The sequence below is a fragment of the Pseudomonas sp. Tav-5-1A genome, from assembly GCF_055755055.1.
Genome location: NZ_CM146901.1, coordinates 498067 through 520215, shown reverse-complemented (window position 1 = coordinate 520215; position 22149 = coordinate 498067). Strand labels below are relative to the sequence as shown.

At 64.7% G+C, this 22149-nt stretch carries 24 protein-coding genes and 1 pseudogene; 5 read left to right on the top strand and 20 right to left on the bottom strand.

Annotated features, from left to right (window positions below; all coding sequences use genetic code 11):
• The first annotated feature begins 31 nt into the window (after nucleotides 1–31).
• Entirely contained in the window at nucleotides 32–466 is a 435-nt protein-coding gene (gene trxC / locus AC0J42_RS02485; RefSeq protein WP_416422083.1) for a thioredoxin TrxC, read from the top strand.
• On the opposite strand, the gene AC0J42_RS02480 is transcribed toward trxC, so the two are convergent.
• Nucleotides 463–1242, bottom strand: coding sequence for a ParA family protein (locus AC0J42_RS02480; RefSeq protein WP_416422082.1), 780 nt, complete (start codon nucleotides 1240–1242; stop codon nucleotides 463–465). The genes trxC and AC0J42_RS02480 overlap by 4 nt on opposite strands.
• Nucleotides 1243–1426: 184 nt before the next feature.
• Here AC0J42_RS02480 and AC0J42_RS02475 point away from each other — a divergent pair, with 184 nt between their 5' ends.
• Nucleotides 1427–1750 (top strand): type II toxin-antitoxin system RelE/ParE family toxin, encoded by a 324-nt coding sequence (locus AC0J42_RS02475; protein ID WP_473005160.1) that lies wholly within the window; start codon nucleotides 1427–1429, stop codon nucleotides 1748–1750.
• Complete coding sequence (locus tag AC0J42_RS02470; protein WP_473005159.1) at nucleotides 1747–2049, top strand: addiction module antidote protein; 303 nt, start codon at nucleotides 1747–1749, stop codon at nucleotides 2047–2049. Before AC0J42_RS02475 ends, AC0J42_RS02470 begins: the two co-directional genes overlap by 4 nt.
• 3 nt (nucleotides 2050–2052) lie before the next feature.
• On the opposite strand, the gene AC0J42_RS02465 is transcribed toward AC0J42_RS02470, so the two are convergent.
• The 3 genes and pseudogenes from AC0J42_RS02465 to AC0J42_RS02455 all read right to left on the bottom strand — a co-directional run bounded on the left by AC0J42_RS02465 (nucleotide 2053) and on the right by AC0J42_RS02455 (nucleotide 4648).
• Nucleotides 2053–2757 carry a methyl-accepting chemotaxis protein gene (locus tag AC0J42_RS02465; protein ID WP_473006806.1) on the bottom strand — a complete coding sequence of 235 codons (705 nt, stop codon included), beginning with the start codon at nucleotides 2755–2757 and terminating at the stop codon, nucleotides 2053–2055.
• A gap of 201 nt (nucleotides 2758–2958) precedes the next feature.
• Nucleotides 2959–3609 (bottom strand): annotated as a pseudogene (locus AC0J42_RS02460) (MCP four helix bundle domain-containing protein); the annotation flags it as partial.
• Nucleotides 3610–3754: 145 nt separating this feature from the next.
• Nucleotides 3755–4648: a LysR family transcriptional regulator gene (locus tag AC0J42_RS02455; protein ID WP_416422081.1), complete on the bottom strand. Its 894-nt coding sequence runs from the start codon at nucleotides 4646–4648 to the stop codon at nucleotides 3755–3757.
• Between the two features lie 120 nt (nucleotides 4649–4768).
• Here AC0J42_RS02455 and AC0J42_RS02450 point away from each other — a divergent pair, with 120 nt between their 5' ends.
• Together AC0J42_RS02450 and AC0J42_RS02445 are read left to right on the top strand one after the other, a co-directional pair.
• Entirely contained in the window at nucleotides 4769–6043 is a 1275-nt protein-coding gene (locus tag AC0J42_RS02450; protein WP_473005158.1) for an MFS transporter, read from the top strand.
• A gap of 1371 nt (nucleotides 6044–7414) precedes the next feature.
• On the top strand, nucleotides 7415–7690 hold the full coding sequence (locus AC0J42_RS02445; RefSeq protein WP_473005157.1) for a hypothetical protein: 276 nt from the start codon (nucleotides 7415–7417) through the stop codon (nucleotides 7688–7690).
• A 157-nt stretch (nucleotides 7691–7847) separates the two neighbouring features.
• On the opposite strand, the gene AC0J42_RS02440 is transcribed toward AC0J42_RS02445, so the two are convergent.
• The 16 genes from AC0J42_RS02440 to AC0J42_RS02365 form a co-directional block, all read right to left on the bottom strand.
• Nucleotides 7848–8363, bottom strand: coding sequence for a cytochrome b (locus AC0J42_RS02440; protein ID WP_473005156.1), 516 nt, complete (start codon nucleotides 8361–8363; stop codon nucleotides 7848–7850).
• 90 nt (nucleotides 8364–8453) lie between these two features.
• Nucleotides 8454–8885, bottom strand: a complete 432-nt coding sequence (gene gspM / locus AC0J42_RS02435; protein ID WP_473005155.1) for a type II secretion system protein GspM — start codon at nucleotides 8883–8885, stop codon at nucleotides 8454–8456.
• Nucleotides 8882–9934, bottom strand: coding sequence for a type II secretion system protein GspL (gene gspL / locus AC0J42_RS02430; protein ID WP_473005154.1), 1053 nt, complete (start codon nucleotides 9932–9934; stop codon nucleotides 8882–8884). Before gspL ends, gspM begins: the two co-directional genes overlap by 4 nt.
• Nucleotides 9931–10596 carry a type II secretion system protein GspK gene (locus tag AC0J42_RS02425; protein WP_473005153.1) on the bottom strand — a complete coding sequence of 222 codons (666 nt, stop codon included), beginning with the start codon at nucleotides 10594–10596 and terminating at the stop codon, nucleotides 9931–9933. Before AC0J42_RS02425 ends, gspL begins: the two co-directional genes overlap by 4 nt.
• Before the next feature lie 17 nt (nucleotides 10597–10613).
• Nucleotides 10614–11138, bottom strand: coding sequence for a type II secretion system minor pseudopilin GspJ (gene gspJ / locus AC0J42_RS02420; protein WP_473005152.1), 525 nt, complete (start codon nucleotides 11136–11138; stop codon nucleotides 10614–10616).
• Nucleotides 11131–11475 (bottom strand): type II secretion system minor pseudopilin GspI, encoded by a 345-nt coding sequence (gspI, locus tag AC0J42_RS02415; protein WP_416422073.1) that lies wholly within the window; start codon nucleotides 11473–11475, stop codon nucleotides 11131–11133. Before gspI ends, gspJ begins: the two co-directional genes overlap by 8 nt.
• Complete coding sequence (gene gspH / locus AC0J42_RS02410) at nucleotides 11468–11935, bottom strand: type II secretion system minor pseudopilin GspH (protein ID WP_473005151.1); 468 nt, start codon at nucleotides 11933–11935, stop codon at nucleotides 11468–11470. Before gspH ends, gspI begins: the two co-directional genes overlap by 8 nt.
• On the bottom strand, nucleotides 11932–12366 hold the full coding sequence (gspG, locus tag AC0J42_RS02405) for a type II secretion system major pseudopilin GspG (RefSeq protein WP_473005150.1): 435 nt from the start codon (nucleotides 12364–12366) through the stop codon (nucleotides 11932–11934). The genes gspH and gspG overlap by 4 nt, the downstream gene beginning before the upstream one ends.
• Nucleotides 12366–13556 carry a type II secretion system inner membrane protein GspF gene (gene gspF / locus AC0J42_RS02400; RefSeq protein WP_416422070.1) on the bottom strand — a complete coding sequence of 397 codons (1191 nt, stop codon included), beginning with the start codon at nucleotides 13554–13556 and terminating at the stop codon, nucleotides 12366–12368. The genes gspG and gspF overlap by 1 nt, the downstream gene beginning before the upstream one ends.
• A gap of 2 nt (nucleotides 13557–13558) precedes the next feature.
• Nucleotides 13559–15007 (bottom strand): type II secretion system ATPase GspE, encoded by a 1449-nt coding sequence (gene gspE / locus AC0J42_RS02395; protein WP_416422069.1) that lies wholly within the window; start codon nucleotides 15005–15007, stop codon nucleotides 13559–13561.
• Nucleotides 15004–16845 (bottom strand): type II secretion system secretin GspD, encoded by a 1842-nt coding sequence (gspD, locus tag AC0J42_RS02390; protein WP_473005149.1) that lies wholly within the window; start codon nucleotides 16843–16845, stop codon nucleotides 15004–15006. The genes gspE and gspD overlap by 4 nt, the downstream gene beginning before the upstream one ends.
• Entirely contained in the window at nucleotides 16842–17321 is a 480-nt protein-coding gene (locus tag AC0J42_RS02385) for a type II secretion system protein N (protein ID WP_473005148.1), read from the bottom strand. Before AC0J42_RS02385 ends, gspD begins: the two co-directional genes overlap by 4 nt.
• Nucleotides 17321–17830 (bottom strand): cytochrome b, encoded by a 510-nt coding sequence (locus tag AC0J42_RS02380; RefSeq protein ID WP_473005147.1) that lies wholly within the window; start codon nucleotides 17828–17830, stop codon nucleotides 17321–17323. Before AC0J42_RS02380 ends, AC0J42_RS02385 begins: the two co-directional genes overlap by 1 nt.
• Nucleotides 17831–17890: 60 nt before the next feature.
• On the bottom strand, nucleotides 17891–19330 hold the full coding sequence (locus tag AC0J42_RS02375; RefSeq protein WP_473005146.1) for a lytic polysaccharide monooxygenase: 1440 nt from the start codon (nucleotides 19328–19330) through the stop codon (nucleotides 17891–17893).
• 120 nt (nucleotides 19331–19450) lie between these two features.
• The gene (hemE, locus tag AC0J42_RS02370; RefSeq protein WP_416422064.1) at nucleotides 19451–20515 is read right to left on the bottom strand and encodes a uroporphyrinogen decarboxylase; all 1065 of its coding nucleotides are present in this window, start codon (nucleotides 20513–20515) and stop codon (nucleotides 19451–19453) included.
• A gap of 199 nt (nucleotides 20516–20714) precedes the next feature.
• Complete coding sequence (locus AC0J42_RS02365) at nucleotides 20715–22133, bottom strand: FAD-dependent oxidoreductase (protein WP_158154464.1); 1419 nt, start codon at nucleotides 22131–22133, stop codon at nucleotides 20715–20717.
• Nucleotides 22134–22149 lie beyond the last annotated feature (16 nt).

Here is a 22149-nt window from a genome sequence, read left to right as displayed (position 1 = left end):
AATCTGCAAAACTGCCAAACCTGGAGCCACCATGTCCGAACCCCTGGTCATCCCCTGCCCCCACTGCAACGGCCTCAACCGCATCCCCGCCGAACGCCTGGGCGACTCGCCCAAATGCGGGCGCTGCAAGGGCCAGGTCATCCTGGCCACGCCGTTCGACCTGACGCAAGGCGACTACGCCAGCCAGATCAAGGGCGACCTGCCGCTGTTGGTGGACGTGTGGGCGGAATGGTGCGGGCCATGCAAATCCTTCGCACCGATCTTCCAGCAGGCCGCCGGCCAACTGAGCGGCCGCTGCCGCCTGGCCAAGCTGGACAGCGAGGCCAACCAGCAGCTGGCCGGGCAATTGAACATTCGTTCGATCCCCAGCCTGATCCTGTTCAAGCACGGTCGCGAAGTGGCGCGCCAGAGCGGCGCGTTCCCGTTGCCGCAACTGCTGGCGTGGCTCAACAGCCAGGGCATTTAAGCCGCGGCGTTGGCTTCCAGCAGCTGGTGCAGTTCGACGAACTGCTGGGTCAGTTTGTGCCGTGGGTCCAAGTGGATCAGCGGCATGCTGGCCTGGTGTGATTCGCGCATGCGCACGGAGCTGGTGAGGTACACCGGCAGCACCGGCAGGCCTTCGGCGATCAGCTCGTCGAGCATCTGCTGGGGCAGGCTGGCGCGGGCCTGGAACTGGTTGACGACAATGCCTTCCACTTCCAGGTCTTCGTTGTGGTCGTCGCGCAGCTCGCCGATCTCGGCGATCAGGCCGTACAGCGCCTGGCGCGAGAAGGTGTCGCAGTCGAAGGGAATCAGCACGCGATCGGCGGCGATCAACGCGGAAACCGCGTAAAAATTCAGCGCCGGCGGCGTGTCGATGTAGATGCGGTCGTAGTCTTCGGCCAGCTCATCCAGCAGCTTTCGCAGCTTGTTGATCTTGTGCTTGGCTTCCAGCTTGGGCTGCAGGTCGGCCAGCTCGGCCGTGGCGGTGACCACGTGCAGGTTGTCGAACGGCGTCTCGTAGATGTCCACCGTGTTCTTCTTGGCGAACGGCCCGGAGGACAGGGTCTGCTTGAAGAAGTCGGCGATGCCCATGGGGATGTCCTCGCCCGTCAACCCGGTCAGGTAATGGGTCGAGTTGGCTTGTGCATCCAGGTCGATCAGCAGGGTGCGATAGCCCTCCTGGGCACTGACCGCCGCCAGGTTGCAAGCGATGCTCGATTTGCCAACGCCACCTTTCTGATTGAACACCACGCGCCGCATGGAAAACCTCCGTGTACCAGTGAATGCCCGAGTGTAGATGGCTTGGTGGCACGGCGGCCAGCACCTTTGAACGGATATTCCGTGCACCATGGCCGTGGGGATGAATTGGCATCTCAGAAAGGTCCTACTGCCATTTCAGAAGCTGGTATGATCAGATCATGTAGCATTTAAGCTACATTTGAGCATGATCGATTTAACTCATTACGTTTCACCAAACGGGCAGGACCTGTACCAGCAATGGTTCAACCGGCTCAAAGACCCGATTGCAAAAGCGCGAATCGCAACCCGCCTCAACCGCCTCAGCCTAGGTTCCATCGGCGACTGCAAACCCGTTGGCCAGGGCGTGTGGGAGCTACGCATCGACCACGGTCCAGGCTATCGGGTGTACTACGCGCAGGTGCAAAAGCGATTGATTCTGCTATTGCTCGGCGCAGACAAGAGAAGGCAGCAGCAGGACATCGAGAAAGCACTCGACTGTTGGGCCGACTATCAGCGGAGAACACCATGAACCGAACCCGAAGCCATGATGAAAGCATCATTGAGCTGATTCGCAATGATCAAGAGTTCGCCGCCGAATACCTCAGGTCGGCATTCGAAGAACTTGACCTGGACGGCGGCGAATCAGCATTTCTAATCGCGTTACGCCACATCGTCGAGGCCAAAGGTGGCATGAAGGAGATCGCTGAGAAAGCCGGGCTGTCGCGCGAAAGTCTTTACCGTGCGCTGTCCCCCGAAGGCAATCCGACCCTGCGCACTATGTGCAGGGTCGTCCACGCAGCCGGTATGAAGTTCGCGTCGATAGCCTGATCGTCAGAGCTGGAAGCGCCCCACCATGTTCTTCAGGTCATGGGACAGGCCCGACAGCGACTGGCTGGCTTCGTCGATCTGGCCGGCGCCTTCCGAGGTCTGGATCGACAGGTCGCGGATGTTGACCAGGTTGCGGTCGATTTCGCGCGCCACCTGGGCCTGTTCTTCCGAGGCGCTGGCGATGACCATGTTGCGCTCGTGGATCAACGAGATCGCCGCGGCGATTTCGTCCAGGGCGGTGCCGGCGGTCTTGGCGGTGTCCAGGGTCGACAGCGCCTGGTCGTTGTTGGCCTGCATGGTCTCGACCACCTTGGCCGTGCCCTGCTGGATGGCCGCGACCATCTGCTCGATTTCCTGGGTGGAGGTTTGCGTGCGGCCGGCCAGGGCGCGCACTTCGTCGGCCACCACGGCAAAGCCACGGCCTGCCTCGCCAGCGCGGGCGGCCTCGATGGCGGCGTTCAGCGCCAGCAGGTTGGTCTGCTCGGCCACGCCACGGATCACGTCGAGGATCTTGCCGATGTCCTGGGAGTGGGCGGCCAGTTCCTTGACCTGTTCGGAGGCGTCTTCGACGCGCTCCCCCATGCGCTGGATGGCGATGATGGTGGTGTCGACGCGCTCGCGGCCCAGCTGTGCGGTCTTGGTCGAGGCGCTGGACGCGTCGGCGGTGGAGACGGCGTTGCGCGCCACTTCTTCCACCGCGGCGGTCATTTCGTTGACCGCGGTGGCGGCCTGCTGGATCTCGGCGTTCTGGTTGTTCAGGTCGCCCGAAGTCTGGTTGGTGATGGCGGTCATTTCTTCCGACGCCGCCGCCAACTGGTGCGACGAGTCGCCGATCAGGCGCAGGGTGTCGGTCAGGCTCTTCTGCATGGCCACCAGCGAGCGCAGCAGCGCGGCGGCTTCGTCTTCGCCATCGACGTTGATACGGCCAGTGAGGTCGCCCTGGGCGATGCGGCCAGCGGCGGTCACGGCTTCTTCCAGCGGCTTGACGATGCTGCGGGTCAGCGTCCAGGCCAGCACCACGGTCAGCAGGAAGACAATCGCCAGCACCACGATGGTGGTCTGCATGGCGGTCTCGTAGCGGCCCTTGGCGGCGGCGGTGTACAGGCCGGATTCCTGCAGGTTGATCTTCACCAGCTCGTTGAACAGGTTGCCGGTCTGGTCGGACAGGTCCTGGATGGGGCCGTTGAGCAGCGCCAGCATGCCCTGGGTGTCGCCCTGGTCAGACAGCGCCTGGTAGCGCGACAACTGCTCCTGGTAGCGGCCCACCACGCTTTGCATCTGCGCGAACGCCGAACGGGCGGCGTCCGGCACGATCGGGGTGTAGCCCTGCAGCGCCTTGTCCAGCTCGCCGCGCAGGAAGGTCATGCGGTCCAGGGCCGGACGCAGCTGCGCCGGGTCGCGGTTGAGCATCAGGCGGAAGGTGAGCACGCGAATGCCCAGGGAGTTGTCACGAATGCTGCCCAGCCACCGGGTGCCGGCGTGGGACACGTCCTCGGTATGAATCACAGCTTCACGCATGTGCGTGATCTGGTTCATGGAGAAGATGCCGAAGCCCAGCATCAACAGGCTGATCAGGCCGAAACTGAGAAAGGCACGGGTCGAGATGCGCAGCTGACGGACGTTCATAGGGACTCCAGGGGAATAACTCGCCCTGAAGTCATCGGCCTGGGGTGCGACAACTTGAACGGACCATTTCGACCATTTATCAAGGGCTTGATTGCCGGGTCACGATGTCCACGAACGCCTTGGCCATGGCCGAGGTGTTGGCCTTGCGCTGCACCAGCCACACCGAGGTGATGGCCTCGGGGTCGAGCAGGGTGCGGTAGACCACGCCTTCGATGCGCATGGACTGGTAAGAGGCCGGCAGCACCGACACGCCCAGGCCGGCCGACACCAGGCCGATGATGGTCATGGCCTCGCCGGCCTCCTGGGCGAAGTGCGGGCTGAAGCCGGCCTGGGTCGCCAGGTTGATCAACTGCGCGTACAGGCCGCTACCGTAGCTGCGCGGGAAAAACACGAACGGCTCCTGCGCCAGGGCGTTCATGTACAGCCCCGCTTCGCTGCCCTGGGCCAGGGGGTGGTCGGCGTTGAGCACGGCCACCAGCGGTTCGCTGAACAGCTCGACCCAGGTCAGCGAGTCGGGCAACGGCAGGGGCCGTATCAGGCCCACTTCGATGGTCTCGTCCACCAGCGCTTCCGCCACGCCCACGCTGCTCATCTCTTCCAGGTTCAGGTGCACCGCCGGGAAGGCCTGGCGGAACGCGTAGATAGCCTTGGGAATGCCGGAGTTGAACGGCGCCGACGAGGTGAAGCCGATTTTCATCTCGCCCAGTTCGCCCAGCTGCGCGCGGCGCGCCACGTTGGCGGCCTTGTCCACCTGGGCCAGCACCAGCCGCGCCTCTTCCAGGAACAGCCGGCCGGCCTCGCTGAGCGCCACCCGACGGTTGGTACGCTCGAACAGGCGTGCGCCCAGTTCCTGCTCCAGCGCCTGGATTTGCTGGCTCAGGGGTGGTTGCGAGATGCCCAGCACCTCGGCGGCACGGCCAAAATGCAGCTCCTGAGCCACGGCGATGAAGTAACGCAGGTGTCGCAGTTCCATGGCGGCCTCGAATAGGTCGTTAAAGCTATCAAATGGGTCGAACAATATATTGGAAAGAATAATTAGCCAGCTATATGCTTTTTCTCAATGCCACTTCTGCCGCACCTTTCGAGGCCCCGCGTGAAAACTGCCGCTGCCATTCAGCACTCCGAAACGCCCCCCACTTCCCTCGCCGATGTTGCCACGCACTTGAGCGAAGCCTACATCGAGAAAGGCACGCCGCTATTCATGCGCACCGTGCTGGCACTGTTCTCCGGCGGTTTCGCCACCTTCGCGCTGCTGTACTGCGTGCAGCCGATGATGCCGATTCTTTCCAAAGAGTTCGCCATCAACGCGGCGCAAAGCAGCCTGATCCTGTCGGTGTCCACCGGCATGCTGGCCATCGGCTTGCTGATCACCGGGCCCATCAGCGACGCCATCGGCCGCAAGCCGGTGATGGTCTTCGCCCTGTTCGCCGCCGCCCTGTGCACCCTGGCCAGCGCCATGATGCCCACCTGGCAGGGCGTGCTGGTGATGCGCGCACTCACCGGCCTGTCCCTCAGCGGCCTGGCGGCGGTGGCCATGACCTACCTGAGCGAAGAAATCCACCCGCAGCACATCGGCCTGGCCATGGGCTTGTACATCGGCGGCAACGCCATTGGCGGCATGAGTGGGCGGCTGATCAGCGGCGTGCTCATCGACTTCGTCAGCTGGCACACTGCAATGCTGGTGATCGGCGCGCTGGCCCTGGTGGCCGCGCTGGTGTTCGTGAAGATCCTGCCCGAATCGCGCAACTTCCGCCCGCGCAAGATGAACCCACGCGGCCTGCTGGAAGGCTTCACCATGCACTTCAAGGACGCCGGCCTGCCGTGGCTGTTCCTGGAAGCGTTCCTGCTGATGGGCGCCTTCGTCACGCTGTTCAACTATATCGGCTACCGCCTGCTGGCCGGCCCGTACCACATGAGCCAGGCGCTGGTGGGCCTGCTGTCGGTGGTGTACCTGGCGGGCATCTACAGCTCGGCCAAGGTCGGCGCCCTGGCCGACCAGCACGGCCGCCGCAAGGTGTTCTGGATGAGCATCACCCTGATGTTCGCCGGCCTGCTGGCCACCCTGCTGAGCCCGCTGCCGGTGATCATCGTCGGCATGCTGATGTTCACCTTCGGCTTCTTCGGCGCCCACTCCGTGGCCAGCAGCTGGATCGGCCGCCGCGCCACCAAGGCCAAGGGCCAGGCCTCGTCGCTGTACCTGTTCAGCTACTACGTGGGCTCAAGCGTAGCCGGCACCCTGGGCGGGGTGGCGTGGAACTATGCGGGGTGGAATGGGGTTGGGGTGTTTATTGGTGGGTTGCTGGTGGTGGCGCTGGCGGTGGCGGCGCGGTTGGCGCGGCTGGCGCCGTTGGGGGTTGGTGGGAAGTGAGGTTGATGCAATTGCCAGCCCTTGATAAGCTAGTGACTCGGGCTCTTATAGAGCAGGGGTATTGAATATCACGGCGATATTGGTTCAATACTGTGGATGTGCAGGGCTCGCCAGCCTTGTGGTAGCGGCAACCAGCAACAACGGTTGGCTTTCGACCCCTTTCGGTTTTTGCCGGACGTGCTAAGCGAGCGCTGCGACTACCAGCCCGAATGATTTAGAAAAAGGCGCCTAAGGCGCCTTTTTTGTTTTCAGCTTTCCAACATTCGTGGCGCTACGACTTCTGTGGATTTTGTAAGCTGTGATTACAGAATAATAATTCTCATCATCACGATCAGTCTGTGGAGACAGAACTACGCACCCTTTCGCGCCCCTTACAACTGTCAAGCGATACCCCTCCTTGGTCTGATGAAACTCACACAGAACTTGTGCCCCTGGCATGAGGATGCTCGCCACATAGTGGGGAATACCCTGGATTCCGACACACCCCCATTTGGCCAGCTCGTGGGCGTGGCTACCCCAGATATGGTTGACTCCAAAGCCATTGTTGATTCCAAAGTGCCTCCCGGCACGCAGATAAATGTCTCCGCCGGGCAGCGTCAGGTTACGGCTCTTGTAACTCGATATGTAACCATAGCTTTCTTGCCCAGTCTCAGGATGAGGCACAGTAAAGTCTTTATCTAACGCTGAAAATTCCAATTCCATCAATAATTTTGCGCACACAGCACAGCCTACTCCACGACTGGAAGACTTCGGGTGAATTTCCTATTGTGGCACGGGCCTCAAGGGGCTCTGAACTCTCGGAGCCATAAACCAAAAGCTAATTTGCAACACAGCGTGTAGCGAATACCTTCAAATAAAACGGCCTCTGATATTTAAGGAATTTCAATAGGGCAAGTCTTGGGATCAGGTAGGACACTTCTCGATTATTTGTTATTCCCACCACGAGTTGAATAAACAGCCAATACTCGAAAATGCATCGTAGGCGGCCTCTAGGTCGCCTTTTTTGTGCCCGGCCACGTTACATCTGCTCACTCCCCCGCCCAGGCATTTCCTACAAATCCTTTATATGATCCGAGAGTCTTGCAGGACGTTTCCTAAAGGCCGGAAATGGGGTTGTTGAGGGGGAATCGTGGCCGCATAGTGCCGGCGGCCGCGTTTTTGCGGCTTGGATTTAGCAGTCCAGATCACTCCCATGCAGCTCGTCCCTGGACCGAGGCGTTTCGTATCGACCTCAGTTTATGGTGACTGTGCATGGGGCATCTTCGGGTGCGCCGGGGTGGGAGTGACCCGGTCTGCTAATCCATGTGCAGTCGCCACCTGAGCGTTTAGCAGCGATCCGTGGCCCAACAACTCCTGATAAAAGGCTAACCGATGACTCGATTCACCGCTCTATCCAGCAACTTCACCGCCACCCCCGTCCTCCACCTGGACACCGAGGCACCCATGGCCGACCTGCTCGAGTTCACCGAGCTACGCATGCGCGCCGCCAACAACATGCTCAAGGGCCTGGCCTGCATGAGCGCGCGCAACACCGAGGACGCCGACCTGAGCCACTTCGCCCTGGCCGCCTACCTGCTACTGGAGCCCGGCTGCGCGGCGCTGAACACCCTGGACCAGCGCAGCCACGCCGGCGAAACCCTGCGCTGATAGGGGCGATGCGTGAAGGTCTGCGTAGCCGCTGCCGTTAGGCTGCGCTGGCCCCGGAGCACACTCAAGATCTTCAGCGTGGAAAAGGGCCAGCGCAGCCTGGCGGCAGCGGCTACAGAGAATCTGTGTAGCAGCGGCCGCGAGGCCGCGTCGGGGGTTACGGACGCGCTTCTGCCCACATGCGCCGCAGCACCGGCTTGCCCAGCGCTTCATGCTTGACCACCGCCAGCACATGCAGCGTCACCAGCATGCCCAGCAGGGCATTGCACGCGGCGTGCAGGGTGTGGAAGCGGTGGTCCCACACGGGGTCGAGGATGGGCTGTGGCAAGGTCACCCAGTCGAACACCTGGATGGGCCGGTCCATCATCAGCACGCCGGTCAGCAGCACCAGGGCGGTGACGGCGTAGATGACGTTGTGGATAACCCCGGCCAGGCGCTCGCCGGGGCGGTGGCCGTGGTCACGCAGGTGGCGCAGGCGCAGCCAGGTGCGCAGGGCGAATACCGGGATGAACAGGATCGACAGCGACACGTTGAGGCCGGCGATGGTGGCCTTGAAGCCAGGTGTGACGTCGAGGAGCATCACCGAGAAGCCCATCACCAGCGCCCAGAGGATGAACAGGGCCGACAGCCAGTGCAGGCCGATCTGGGTAAATGTGTAATGGGCTGGCTTCATGGCGGTCGCGGGTTACAAAACAAGATGATGGCGAATGGATATTATCGCACAAATTGTAATGGTAACCCTTTGCATTTGAAAAGCAACGGTTCAGCCGTCGTCCAGGCTCATGCGCACCAACAGCCCCTCCTCCTCACGGGTCAGTACCAGGCTCTGCCACTGTGCCCCACCCTGCTCCAGCTCCGCCAGCCACGCCAACAAGGCCAGCGCTTCGCCGCTCGCGGCCAGGCGCACGCTGCCGGCGGCCAGGCTCATCTCGCGTACCAGCACCGCACGCCGCTGCGCGCTTTCACTCACGAGGCTGGCCAGTGAGGCGGGCGCAGGCTGCCCGCGTTGGGCCCCGACTGACGCCAGCACCCGCTGCAATTGCAGCTGTTGCTCATAACGCGCCTGCACGGTGGCCAGATGCTGATGTGCAGGCAGCCACAGGCCCAGGTAGCCAATGACTGCGGCCAGCAACAGCGCCGCCCCCTTCAGCCATTGCCGCTCACGTGCGGAGCGTCGTTGCCAGTAGCCTTTCATGGCTGTACCCCCTCCACATCCAGGGTGGCCTGCACCCGCCCTTGCTCCTGGTTGGCGCTGCGCACCTGGACCGGCAGCGGGCTGCGTCCCTTGAGCTGTTCCAGCGCCTGCAGGTGGCTGACGCTGACGTCCAGGGTCCAGCCCTGCCCAGGGCGCAGGGTAATACGTTGCAGCTGCAGGTCGGCGCTACCCGCCAGTGACGCTGCCAGCGTCATCAGCCGAACCATGTCGGTGCCGGCGCTGGCGGTGGGCGGCTGCGCGGCAATGCGCAAGCGGGTCGCCACATCGCTAACGTGCGCGTGCTGCGGCAACAGTTGGCCGAAGCGCAGGTCGTTGGCTGTGGATAACGCTTGTAGCTGGTGGTCGACGTGTTGCGTGCGCAGGACTGTGAAAAACCCCGCCAACAGCCACATCAGCGCGGCACTGGCAACCAGGCTGCGCCAAGGCCAGGCCAAGGCTCGCCCTTTGCCGCCGAGCACATCGAACCCAGGCGCGGAAGGCGCCCATTGTTCCTCGGCGTCCAGCCATGTCATGTCGGCGGGCAGGTGTGCCTGCAACGCCTCGCGCCCGCTCGCCGGCACCGCCAGGCGTGCCGGCAGTGCACCGCCCAGCAACCAGCGCCCGCCCCACCAGCGCCCGCAGGGGAGTGCCTTGGGCAGCAGGTCGGCGTCGATACACACGCTGTCGGGCTTAAGGGGCCGCAACAGCGCCAGCAGCGCGGCGAACCTTGTGCGCTCGGTGAACCACAGGCAGTGGCGGCGCAAGGCGTCGGGGGGCGTGAGGAACAGCTGCAGGGTGTCGATATCGCCCGCTATCTGCTCCTCCAGCGCATAGGCCACCGCCAGCGCCGAGGGCCGGCGCCCCAACCATGGCTGCGTCTGCAACCAGCCGAACATCTCCATGGGCAGCACGACCCGCATGTGCCCGCTTCCCGCGGCGTCGGCCAGCGACAGCGGACGCGCCGGCTCACCGGCCCGGTACAGCAGGCATGGCCATTGTGGGCCTGGATCGGCGAGGCCGGCAGGCAGTAGATATAACCAGGTATTCATGGCCAGTAGCCCCCTGCGCCGCTGATGGGTAACAGCCGCCTTTGCCGCAGCAGCGGTTCACGACCGTTGCGTGCCAGTTCGAAATCGCTGACCAGCAGCAGGCCATGATCGCCCAGGGTCGCGCGCACCCGTACCTGAAACCAACGGCTGGTCACGCTCAAGGCTGGCGCCGTCGGCACCTGCCCGTTGAAAGCGGCTTCGACGCTGGAATAGCCACCGCGGGGCCGTTCGGCGATCAACCGCCGGGCCACCTCCGGGGCAAGGCCGCTTGCCAGCATCGAATCCAGGCCCGCCGTATTGATGTTCAACCCCACATGCCGTGGCAGATGGCTGACCTGGGGATTGTGCCTGTCACTGAGGGATGGCCCCTGCGAGGGTGTGTTTACCCGCCCGGCCAGGTCTTCGATGGCCACTTCCACAAGCCCACCCGGCGCACGCCATGGCGGCTGCGCCAGCGCCCACTGCTGGCCGCTGGCCACGGGGCCAGGCTGGCGCGGCAGTTGCGCCTTGGCCCAGCCCTCTGCGCTGATCACCCACTGACGCAATTGCAGGGTGTGCAACTGCAGGGCGCTGCTGCGCACCATCAGCCGTTGCTCACGTAACATCGCTGCCGTCAGCAACAGCGCCAGCCCCATGACCAGCAGCACGGTAATCAATGCCATCCCGGCCTGCCCCTGCTTCATGGTGGGCCAACCGGCAGCAACCACAGGCGTCGTACATTGGCATGGCGAGTGGTGGACAGGCTCAGCTCCAGCGCCACCGGCCGGCGCGTACCACCACTGGGCCAGCGCAGATGCCAGTGACCCTCGTGGTCGCGCACGCGCCACTGCAGTTGCTCGACACCGGCCAGCAGGCGCTGGGCCTGGGGCTGTAACCCCGTGCGCAGCAGCGCGCCCTGCGCCAGCTGGTACCGCACACCCTGAAATTCGCTGCGCTGCAAGGATGCAGGGGCTGGCCAGTTACCCCGTATCAGCTGCAGGCTCCCCGAAGCCAAGCGCAAGGAGCGAGGATCAACGTGCAACACGTCACGCTCCACCACCGCCAACGCACGTTGCAGGCCGCGCAGCGCCTGGGCCTGTTCGGTACTGGCGCGCTGGGCGCGCACTACCGTGTCGAACAGGCGCCAGCAGGCCACGCCCAACAGGGCAAACAGCGCCAGGGCGATCAGCATTTCCAGCAGGGTAAAGCCCCGTTGCCTAGCCACCTCGGGGCACCCACGCGTGCAAGGTATGCAGGGTGCTCTCGTCACCTTCCAAGCGCAGCTGCAGGTGCAGGCTATCGCCCTCGTGGCGTGCCTGCAGCTGCCAGCGGCGCCCGGCAAAATCGATGCGCTGTACGTCCAGGCTGCCCGGCCCACCGGCCTCCAGCCACACCTGCGCCAGATGGTTGTCCAGGATCCACTGGGCAAACTGGCGCTCCTGCAAGTGGCTGGCCTGGCGCAAGCTGAACTGGCTGGCACCCAGCACGGCGGTCGCCAGCGCGGCAAACACCGCCAGCGCCACCATCATTTCCAGCAAGGTGAACCCGCGCTCATTACTCATGCCAGGCAGGCTCGTTCAGGCCATCGCCAATGATGGCCACCAGCGGTTTGCCGTCGGCCTCAAGCTGCAGCTCGAAGGGGCTGTACTCATCACTGGTGAGCAGCCACACCTGTGGCACATCCTGTTCCGGCCCCAGTGCCACCGGCAGGCCGCCTTGCGCCAGCGTCCAGCGCAAGCTGCCGGCGCTGCGCAAAGGCGCTACCGGCTGCCAGCCATCGGGCTGCAAACGCAGCAGGCGATAGCTGTCGGGCCTGAACAGCAGCCCATATTCACGCCCATCCAACACGGCGGCTTCACGCGCCGCGTGCAGCACCTGCAGCAGGCCCGTGGCCTGGTCGCGGGCCTGCCGGCCCGTCGAAGGCCCGGCAACCAAGGTGGCCATTCCCAGCAGCACGCCCAGCAGCACAATGACCACCAGGGTTTCGAGCAGGGTAAAACCACGAGTGGCCAGACGGCTCATGGCTGCTGCCAATTGCCGATCTCGGCGGCCACGCCGTCCCCACCCGGCGCGCCATCGGCGCCCAGGGAGTACAGGTCATAATGCCCAGGCGAACGCTGCCCGGGGCTGCGGTACTGGTAGGCCGTGCCCCAGGGGTCTACCGGCACCTGGCGCAAATAGCCCTGGGGGTTCCAGGCGCGCGCCTCGGGTTGCCCCAGCGGGCGCTGCACCAGGGCCTGCAACCCCTGCTGCGTCGAGGGGTAGCTGTGGTTGTCGAGCCGGTACATTTCCAGCGCCGTGGCGATGGCCTGCAGGTCGCTGCGCGCTGCAGTGGCCTTGGCCTGGTCGGGCCTACTCATGAATTGCGGCACCACCAGGGCGCCGAGCACGCCGATGATCACCACCACGATCATGATTTCTATCAACGTAAAGCCACGTTGCCGGGTTCGCATCAGGTCACCAGTTGGTTGAGGCTGAGAATGGGCAGCAGGATGGCCATGACGATCAGCAGCACGACGCTGCCCATCACCACCAGCATCAGGGGTTCGAACAGGCTGGCCAGCAAGGCCAGTTGTGCGGCCAGCTGCCTTTCCTGCTGTTGCGCGGCGCGTTCGAGCATGGGGTTGAGCTCCCCGACCCGTTCGCCACAGGCGATCATGTGCAGCATCATCGGCGGCAGGTCGCCCGCCTGGCCCAGGGCGCTGGTCAGGCTGGTGCCCTGGCGCACGGCCTCGGCCACCAGCAACAGGCGCGCGCGCATGCTCAGGTTGCCGACCACGCTGGCCGCCGTGCGCAAGGCATCCAGCAACGGCACGGCACTGTGGCCGAGGATGGCCAGGGTGCTGGCAAAACGTGCCGCTTCCATGGCACGCACCGTGGTGCCGAGCAGCGGCACGCGCAGCAGCCACTGGTGCCAACGCAGGCGCACGCCAGGCCGGCGCAGGGCAAGGGCCGCCGCCACTCCGGCCATGACGCCCAGCAGCAGGCCAACCCCGCCGTGATCGGCCACTGCGTCGCTGACCACGATCAGCGCACGCGTCAACCAGGGCAGCGCCTGGCCGCTGTCGGCGAACATCGCCACCACGTCGGGCACCACGAAGCCCAGCAGGAATAGCACAATGGCCATGGACGCCAGCAGCAGGATCAAGGGATAGACCAGCGCCATCTGGATGCGCTGGCGTGCCTGCAGGCGCGCCTGGGTGTAGTCGGACAGTTGCTCAAGCACCGCGCCCAGGTGGCCGCAGCTTTCGCCTGCGGCCACAGCGGCGCGGTACAGTTCAGGAAAACTGCCCGGGTGACAGGCCAGCGCTTGCGCCAGGCCGTGCCCGGCGATGATGTGCAGGCGCAGCGCCTGGACCAGGCTCGCCTGCCCTGGCCTTGCGCTTTGCGCGGCCACCGCGGCCAGGGCCTCTTCCAGCGGCAGCGAGGCTTGTACCAGGGTGGCCAATTGGCGAGTGAACAGGGCCAATTGGCCCGCGCTCAAGCCACCGCCCCGGCGGCGTTGCTGCGCAGGTTGCATGTGCTCCACGGCCAGGCCGCGCTCGCGCAGTAATTGCCGAGCGTGGCGGGCGCTATCGGCCGCTTGCTCGCCGCGCTGCAAGCGGCCGTTGGCACCTCGGGCACGGTAATTGAAAAGCGCCATGGTCAATCTTCCCGGCTGACGCGCAACAGCTCGTCGAGGCTGGTCTGGCCGGCCAGAACCAGTCGCCGACCATCGTCGAACAGGCTGGGCGCCGCCTGGCGCGCCACCTTGAGCAACTCGCCCTCGGCAGCCCCGGCATGTACAAGCGCAGCCAAGCGGGTATCCATGACCAACAGCTCATAGATGCCCTGCCGCCCACGGTAGCCTTGCAGGCAGTCGTCGCAGCCATGGGCGCGGCAGAGCTGTTGCTGGCTGCCCGGCGGCAAGGCCAGGCGGGCAAGCTCAGGCGGTTGTGCGACATAGGCCACCTTGCAGGCCGGGCATAACGTGCGCACCAGCCGCTGGGCCAGCACGGCGGTCAGTGACGAAGCCAGCAGGTAGGCGTCAACGCCCATGTCCAGCAGGCGGGTAACGGCACTGGTCGCGCTGTTGGTGTGCAGGGTGGACAGCACCAGGTGCCCGGTCAGCGACGCCTGCACCGCCACCTGGGCAGTCTCGGCGTCGCGGATCTCGCCGACCATGACCACGTCCGGGTCCTGGCGCAGGATGGCTCGCAGGCCACGGGCAAAGGTCATGTCCACACGGGGGTTGACCGGGGTCTGGCCGATACCGGGCAGGTGGTATTCAACCGGGTCCTCGACGGTGAGGATGTTGCGCGTGCTGTCGTTGAGCTGCTGCAACGCTGCATACAGGCTGGTGGTCTTGCCCGAGCCGGTGGGGCCGGTCACCAGCACGATGCCGTGGGGGCGCGCGAGCACGTCGTGCCAACGCGCGAGGGTGTCGCTGGCCATGCCCAGGGCCGCCAGGTCGAGGTGGCCGGCCTGCTTGTCGAGCAGGCGCAGCACCACCCGTTCGCCGTGGGCGGAAGGCAAGGTCGAGACCCTCACGTCCACCTCGTGCCCCGCCAGGCGCAAGGCCATGCGCCCGTCCTGGGGCAAGCGGCGCTCGGCGATATCCAGCCGCGCCATGACCTTGATCCGTGACACCAGCAGGCTGGCCAGCTCGCGCCGCGGCCGCAACACTTCGCGCAACTGGCCATCGATGCGCAGGCGCACCACCAGGCTGTGCTCGAAGGTTTCCAGGTGCACGTCCGAAGCCTTCTCCCGCACTGCCTGGCCAAGCAGCGCATTGATCAGGCGGATGATCGGCGCGTCCCCTTCCTGCTCCAGCAGATCCGCCGTACGTGGCAGCGCCTCGGCTACCCGCAGCAGGTCCAGGTCGCCGTCCAGGCCCTGGGCCATTTGCTCGGCGGCGCTTTGGCCACGTTGATAACACTGCGCCAGGCGCGCGGCGAAGTCCGCGCTGTTGACCACCTGCAAGGCGCCACCTGCCGGCATCAGCCGCAAGCCCTCGGCAATGGCAGTCAGTGGCGCATCCTCGCGAACCCACAGGCCATTGCCCTGTAGCAGCACGCCAAAGCGCTGGGCGAAGGCGAACGGCAGGACGGTCATGGCGCATCCCCCTTGCGTCGCCGCAGGTCTACGGTAGGCGCGTCAAGTACCTGGTCGAGCCGCCCGGGCAGAAGCGGCGAGCCGTCACCGGGGCCACGCAACTGGTCGTAGCTACCCTGGCTGAACCGCGCCAGGGTGTCCGTGCCGCGCACGATGGTGGGGCGCAGGAACACCATCAGGTTGGTTTTTTCCTTCACCTCGCTGCGCCAACGGAACAAGCCGCCCAGCCAGGGAATGCTGCGCAACAGCGGCACGCCCGACTCCTGGTGGCGCAGGCTGTCCTTGATCAGCCCGCCGATGACGATAATTTCGCCGTCGTCGGCCAGGATGGTGCTCTTGAGCGCGCGCTTGTTGGTGATCAGGTCTTCGCTGCCGGTGGCGACCGTGGCGATCTCGGAGCTTTCCTGCTCCACCTCCAGCCGCAAGGTGGCCCCTTCGTTGATATGCGGGAGTATCTTCAGGCTGATACCAACGTCCTTGCGCTCGACCGTGGTAAACGGGTTGTCGGCGCCATTACCGGATGTGGTGTAGGAACCGGTCTGGAACGGGACGTTCTGCCCCACCAGGATTTCCGCAGGCTGGTTGTCCAGCGTCAGCAGGCTGGGGGTGGACAGCAGGTTGTTGTGGCTGCTGCTGGCCAGGGCGCTGACCAGCACGCCGAAACGATCGCCGCCGGCCCCCAGCACGGCCCCTTCCGGTAGGTTCACTTCGCCCTTGCCCAGCAACGAACCAATGCTGATACCTGTGCCAGGGAAATTGATGGCACCGCCCGCACTGCCACCACTGAACGCCCACTGCACGCCAAGGGCCTCCTTGACGTCGCCGGATATCTCGACGATGGCTGCGTGAATCAGTACCTGTGCCCGCGGCTGGTCCAACTGCTCGATGATGCGCGCCAGGGTGTCCAGCTGCAGGGGTGGCGCAATCAGCACCAGGGCGTTCTGGCTCTGGTCGGCCCGCACCATCACCTCGCCCCCAGCCTTGAACGTGGCCTTGCCGGCCCCGGCTGGCACGGCCTGGCCCATCTGCTGGGCGATGCCATCGAGCACTTCGGCCAACTGTGCGGCATCCCCATGGCGCAGGCGGACCACCCGTGAATTGTCGGTCTTCTGGCTGGCGCCGGTGTCCAGCGAGCGAGCCAGTTGCACCAGGCGCTGGCGGGCCGGCTGGGTGCCGATGATGATCAGGCGGTTGCTGCGCGGGTCGGCCAGCACCTGGCTGCCGGCCTCGCTGCCCACCTTGCCCAGGGATTGCTCGATGACCCTGGCGACCTCGGTCGCCAGCCCCTGGCGCAGCTCGACCACGTCGTGGGCGAGGTTGGCGCCGGTGTCGAGGCGTTGCACGATGTCCACCAGGCGCTGCACGTTGCGCGACGCGTCGGTGATGACCAGGGCATTGGCCGAGGCCGAAGGGCCCAGGTAGCCGTTGGCGGAGACCAGCGGGCGCAACAACGCTGCCAGGTCCGCCGCGCTGGCAGCGCCCAAGGGCACCACGCGGGTGACGAATTGGCTGCGGCCCTCACTGCCCGAGCGCCCCTTGGCCTCGCTGGCCGGCACGATCAGCAGCTGCTCACCATCGGCCACCGCCGCAAAGCCATGGGTGTCGAGCACGGAATAAAACAGTTCGCGCACACCCGTGCGGTCCAACTCGCGGTCCGAGTGCACGCTGATGCGGCCCTTCACCCGCGAATCGAGGACGATAGTGGTGCCCAGGATGGCGGACATCTCCTGCACCACGTCGCGCAGCTCGGCATCCTTCATACTCAGGTACCAGTGCTCATCCTGCGCCAGGCACAGGCCGCAGACGCCCAGGGCAACCAGGCAAAGCCAGCGCTTCATGGCCTGCCACCCTGGCGCAGATGACGTGGCACCGCCTCTGCGGGCGCGCGGGTGGCCAGCCAGGCCGGCGCGGCCGCCAGGCTGAGGGTGTGCTCACGGCGAGCGTGCCAGATGATGACCCGGCCAGGCTCGATACGTCGCACCACCGCGCCCGATGGCAGGGCATCGCCCACGCGATACAGGTGCTGCTGGCCCGCGCTGGCAATCAAGGCCACGCCCTGGCCATCGCGGGCGGCCAGAATAGCCTTCACGTCATGGCTTGCAACAGGCTCACCGGCGGGCGCTTGCGGCCCCAGGCCGAACAGCAGGGCGATGTCCCCGCCATCAAAAGTGCCAGGCGCCGGTGACGGCATGGTCAAGGGCGGCGCAGGCACAGGCAGCAAGCGCAGATAATACTCCTGCACACCTTGCCAGCCCGCCCAGCCCACCACCAACAAGGGCGCGAGGAATTGAAGCAGCGCAGCGGGCCGGGCCATCAAAACCACATCCGCAGCAGCACTGGCGTGCGGCGCCAGTGGTGCATGACCACAGCGCCCAGGTGCGCCACCAGCAGGCCTGCGAGCACCACGCAGGCATTTAGGTGGATAGCATGATAGCGCCGCAACATCAGCGGGTCGTCTACCAGCGCCGGCAGGCGCAGCAGGCCAAATACTTCGATGTCGCGATCCATCATCAGCACCCCGGTCAACAGCACCAACGCGGTAACGGCGTACAAGGCACGATGGGCCTGGCGCGCCAAATAGCCCATCAAGCCCGGGGCCTGCACGCACCGGTGCCGGTGGCGCCAGGCCAGGGCCATGCGCAGGGCAAACAGCGGGGTCAGCAAGGTCGTCAATGAAACGTTGAAACCACTGATCCAACTCTTGATCGGGGCCGGCAGATCAGCAAAGGCAACCAGGAAGCCACTGCACAGCGCCCACAAGATCACGGCGGCCGAAAGCCAGTGCAGGGTGACCTGCAGGGGGGTGAAAACACGTAGGGTCATGAAAACTTAACTCAGGCAGGTTGCCGGGCAAGCGTTTACCCGGCAGGTCGGCAACAAGGATCAGAGCTCTTCCCACGCCTCTTGCCAGGCATGGCCAACACCCGGCGAGTAATGAATGGGCGAGGTGTTCTGGCACCAGCTCATGAGCTGGTCGGACAGGCAGCGGTAGACCTTGCCGTTGGCCTGCAGCACCGTGGTACCGCCCTTGTAATGCTCGACGCCTTCGCCGTAGACGTAGTCGTAATCAGCCCCGCCCGCCTCGCCGGTCAACGTCAGGTCGTGCAGCGCCTGCAGGTTGATACGGCCATCGTCGCTGCGCGCAATCAGCTTGGCCTGGTGGGCACCGGGGCTCGAGCGCACGGCAATGCGCAGCGGCGCGGTGGTGGCATCGATCACCTGCTGCACGCTGCCCACCGCCTTGTGCTCGGCATCGAACAGGGTGACGTCGACGTTGAGCTTGCGGTTGGTGGCCACCTTCAGGTCAACGTCGACCCGGCCCTGATGCAGTTCATACTCGGGCTGCAGCTCTTCCAGGCGCGCGTAGGCCTGTGGGTCGCCCACCAGTTGGAAGTCCATCTGGTAGCTGACCACGTCGCTGTCGGGTTGGGCATAGAGCAGGTTCATGCCACGCTGGGCTTCGATCACACCCTCTGCGTTGCGCTGGCCGGCCCGCACCAGCGGGTGCGCGGCGTTGAGTTTTTGCGCCAGCGCCAGGCTCCAGGTGTCCTGCTGGCCCTGTTCGTTGCTGGCGATCTCCAGCGACACCGAATAATCGGTGCTTTCCCCGGCACCGCTGAAGGCGCGCGCCGTCACCTGGTCGCCGGCGATCAGTTGGGGCAGCGGCGCGAACGAGCCGACCTTTTTCCAGCCATCGTCATAGGGGTCGGTCTGGATGTCCACGTCCACGGCGTTGTAGAAGGCATTGCCGGTGTCATGCACGGTCCACACGCCCAGGATCACGTGGTAGCCCTGGCGGTCGGCAGGCAGGGTGCATGAGTGCTTCTGCCCCAGGTCACCAGGGTTGGCGTTCGAACCGCCGGTAGGAAAGCCGCCGCCGAAGGCCACGGTGCAGAACGGCGCCAGGTCGAAGCTTGCGCGAGTCAGCGGCTCGTTGGGGTTCCAGCCTGGCTGGGTAATGAAATACTCCCAACCCGTGGTGGGGTGGGCGGCGGTGAAGCGCCAGTCGAAGGCGATGTCGCGGTCGGTGATTTCAGTTTTGTGCCAGCGCGTCCCGGACTGGGCGTCCATGGCGCCGAAGCGGTCCGGGCCGCTGGCCAGCTTGCCGTCTGCCGGGCCAGTGGCGGGAAAGCCCTTGAGGGTTTCGCCGACACTATGGGGCTCATATTGCGCGCCACCGCAATCGGTGTTCAGGCGGTCCTGGCACAGCTTGGCCCGTGAGGGGGGATAGCTCATGTAACCGTGGGCTGCCGCCTGCTGGCTGGCCAGCAGTGCGATGCCGGCAGCCGCCAGCACTGCACCGGGTGTGAAGATACGTTTCATGACAGTACGTCCCTGTTCAGATCAGAAGAGGGACGAGTGTACGGAGGCGTCCTAGGACGCTACTGTCAGACGTTTCCTAATGCTTGAAGGAAAAGTCCTTAGCAATCGTCAGTAATGACGTTACTGGTGGTACTGCGCCGAGAACTCATGCACCGCGTTGATGAACGCGCCTGCATGCTCCGGGTCCACTTCCGGGGTGATGCCGTGGCCCAGGTTGAACACATGGCCAGTGCCGTTGCCGTAGCTGGCCAGGATGCGCGCCACTTCGGCGCGGATGGCCTCGGGCTTGGCGTACAGCACGGTCGGGTCCATGTTGCCTTGCAGGGCCACCTTGTTACCCACGCGGCGGCGGGCTTCGCCCAGGTCGCAGGTCCAGTCCAGGCCCAGCGCGTCGGCGCCGGCGTCGGCGATGCTTTCCAGCCACAGGCCGCCGTTCTTGGTGAACAGGATGACCGGCACCTTGCGGCCTTCGTGCTCGCGGATCAGGCCGCTGACGATTTTCTTCATGTAGGCCAGCGAGAATTCCTGGTACGCCGCGGCCGACAGGTTGCCGCCCCAGGTGTCGAAGATCTGCACGGCCTGGGCGCCGGCCAGGATCTGGCCGTTGAGGTAGCTGGTGACCGACTGGGCCAGCTTGTCCAGCAGCAGGTGCATGGCGTGCGGGTTGTCGTAGAGCATGGCCTTGGTCTTGCGGAAGTCTTTCGACGAGCCGCCTTCGACCATGTAGGTGGCCAGGGTCCAGGGGCTGCCCGAGAAGCCGATCAGCGGCACGCGGCCGTTGAGCTCGCGGCGGATGGTGCTGACGGCGTCCATCACGTAGCCCAGGTCCTTTTGCGGATCGGGAATCGGCAGCGCCTCGATGTCGGCCAGGGTGCTGACCACTTTCTTGAAGCGTGGGCCTTCGCCGGTCTCGAAGTACAGGCCCTGGCCCATGGCATCGGGGATGGTGAGGATGTCGGAGAACAGGATGGCCGCATCCAGCGGGTAGCGTTCCAGCGGTTGCAGGGTGACTTCGCAGGCGAACGCCGGGTTCATGCACAGGCTCATGAAATCACCGGCCTTGGCGCGGCTGGCGCGGTATTCAGGCAGGTAGCGACCGGCCTGACGCATCATCCACACAGGGGTGACGTCGACGGGTTGCTTGAGCAGGGCACGAAGGAAACGGTCGTTCTTCAGGGCAGTCATGGGAGCATCCGGCAGATAAGTGCCAGCATTTTCCCAGACTGGAACGCAAAAGGCACGGCGTGTGCCGTGCCTTTTATCTATCGAGGCGATTTGCCGCGGCGTTTATAAACGCTTCGCGGGCAGAGCCCGCTCCCACAGGGCATGTACTGGCCCCTGTGGGAGCGGGCTCTGCCCGCGAATGGTACGACGCGGTATCGGATCAGACTTCCAGGTAATCCAGGATCCCTTCGGCGGCGTTGCGGCCTTCGAAGATGGCCGTCACCACCAGGTCAGAACCGCGGACCATGTCGCCACCAGCGAAGATCTTCGGGTTGCTGGTCTGGTGCTTGAACTTGCCCTGTTCCGGGGCCACGACGCGGCCCTGGCTGTCGGTCTGGATGCTGAACTGCTCGAACCACGGCGCCGGGCTTGGACGGAAGCCGAAGGCGATGACCACGGCGTCGGCCGGGATGATCTCTTCGGAACCGGGGATCGGCTCGGGGCTGCGACGGCCACGGGCGTCAGGCTCGCCGAGACGGGTCTCGACAACCTTGACGCCTTCGACCTTGTCTTCACCGACGATGGCGATAGGCTGGCGGTTGTAGAGGAATTTCACGCCTTCTTCCTTGGCGTTCTTCACCTCTTTGCGCGAGCCCGGCATGTTCGCCTCGTCACGGCGGTAGGCACAGGTAACGGCCTTGGCGCCCTGGCGGATGGAGGTGCGGTTGCAGTCCATCGCGGTGTCGCCGCCGCCCAGTACCACGACCTTCTTGCCCTTCATGTCGACGAAATCTTCCGGCGACTTTTCAAAGCCTAGGTTGCGGTTGACGTTGGCGATCAGGAAGTCCAGCGCGTCGTGCACGCCCGGCAGGTCTTCGCCCGGGAAGCCGCCCTTCATGTAGGTGTAGGTGCCCATGCCCATGAATACGGCATCGTATTCCTCGAGCAGTTGCTCCATGGTCACGTCCTTGCCCACCTCGGTGTTCAGGCGGAACTCGATGCCCATGCCGGTGAAGACTTCGCGACGATTGCTCAGCACGGTCTTTTCCAGCTTGAACTCGGGGATGCCGAAGGTCAGCAGGCCACCGATTTCCGGGTTCTTGTCGAACACCACCGGGGTCACGCCACCGCGCACCAGCACGTCGGCGCAGCCCAGGCCGGCAGGGCCGGCGCCAATGATGGCGACGCGCTTGCCGGTCGGCTTGACCTTGGACATGTCCGGGCGCCAGCCCATGGCGAACGCGGTGTCGGTGATGTACTTCTCCACCGAACCGATGGTCACCGCGCCGAAACCGTCGTTGAGGGTGCAGGCACCCTCGCACAGGCGGTCTTGCGGGCACACCCGGCCGCACACTTCAGGCAGGGTGTTGGTCTGGTGCGACAGCTCGGCGGCGGCGAGGATGTTGCCCTCGGCCACCAGCTTCAGCCAGTTGGGAATGAAGTTGTGCACCGGGCACTTCCATTCGCAGTACGGGTTACCGCAACCCAGGCAGCGGTGGGCCTGGTCGGCCGACTGCTGGGGTTTGAAGGGTTCGTAGATTTCCACGAACTCTTTCTTGCGCTGACGCAACAGTTTCTTCTTCGGATCCTTGCGCCCGACCTCGATGAACTGGAAGTCATTATTCAGACGTTCAGCCATTTTAAAACCTCATCAA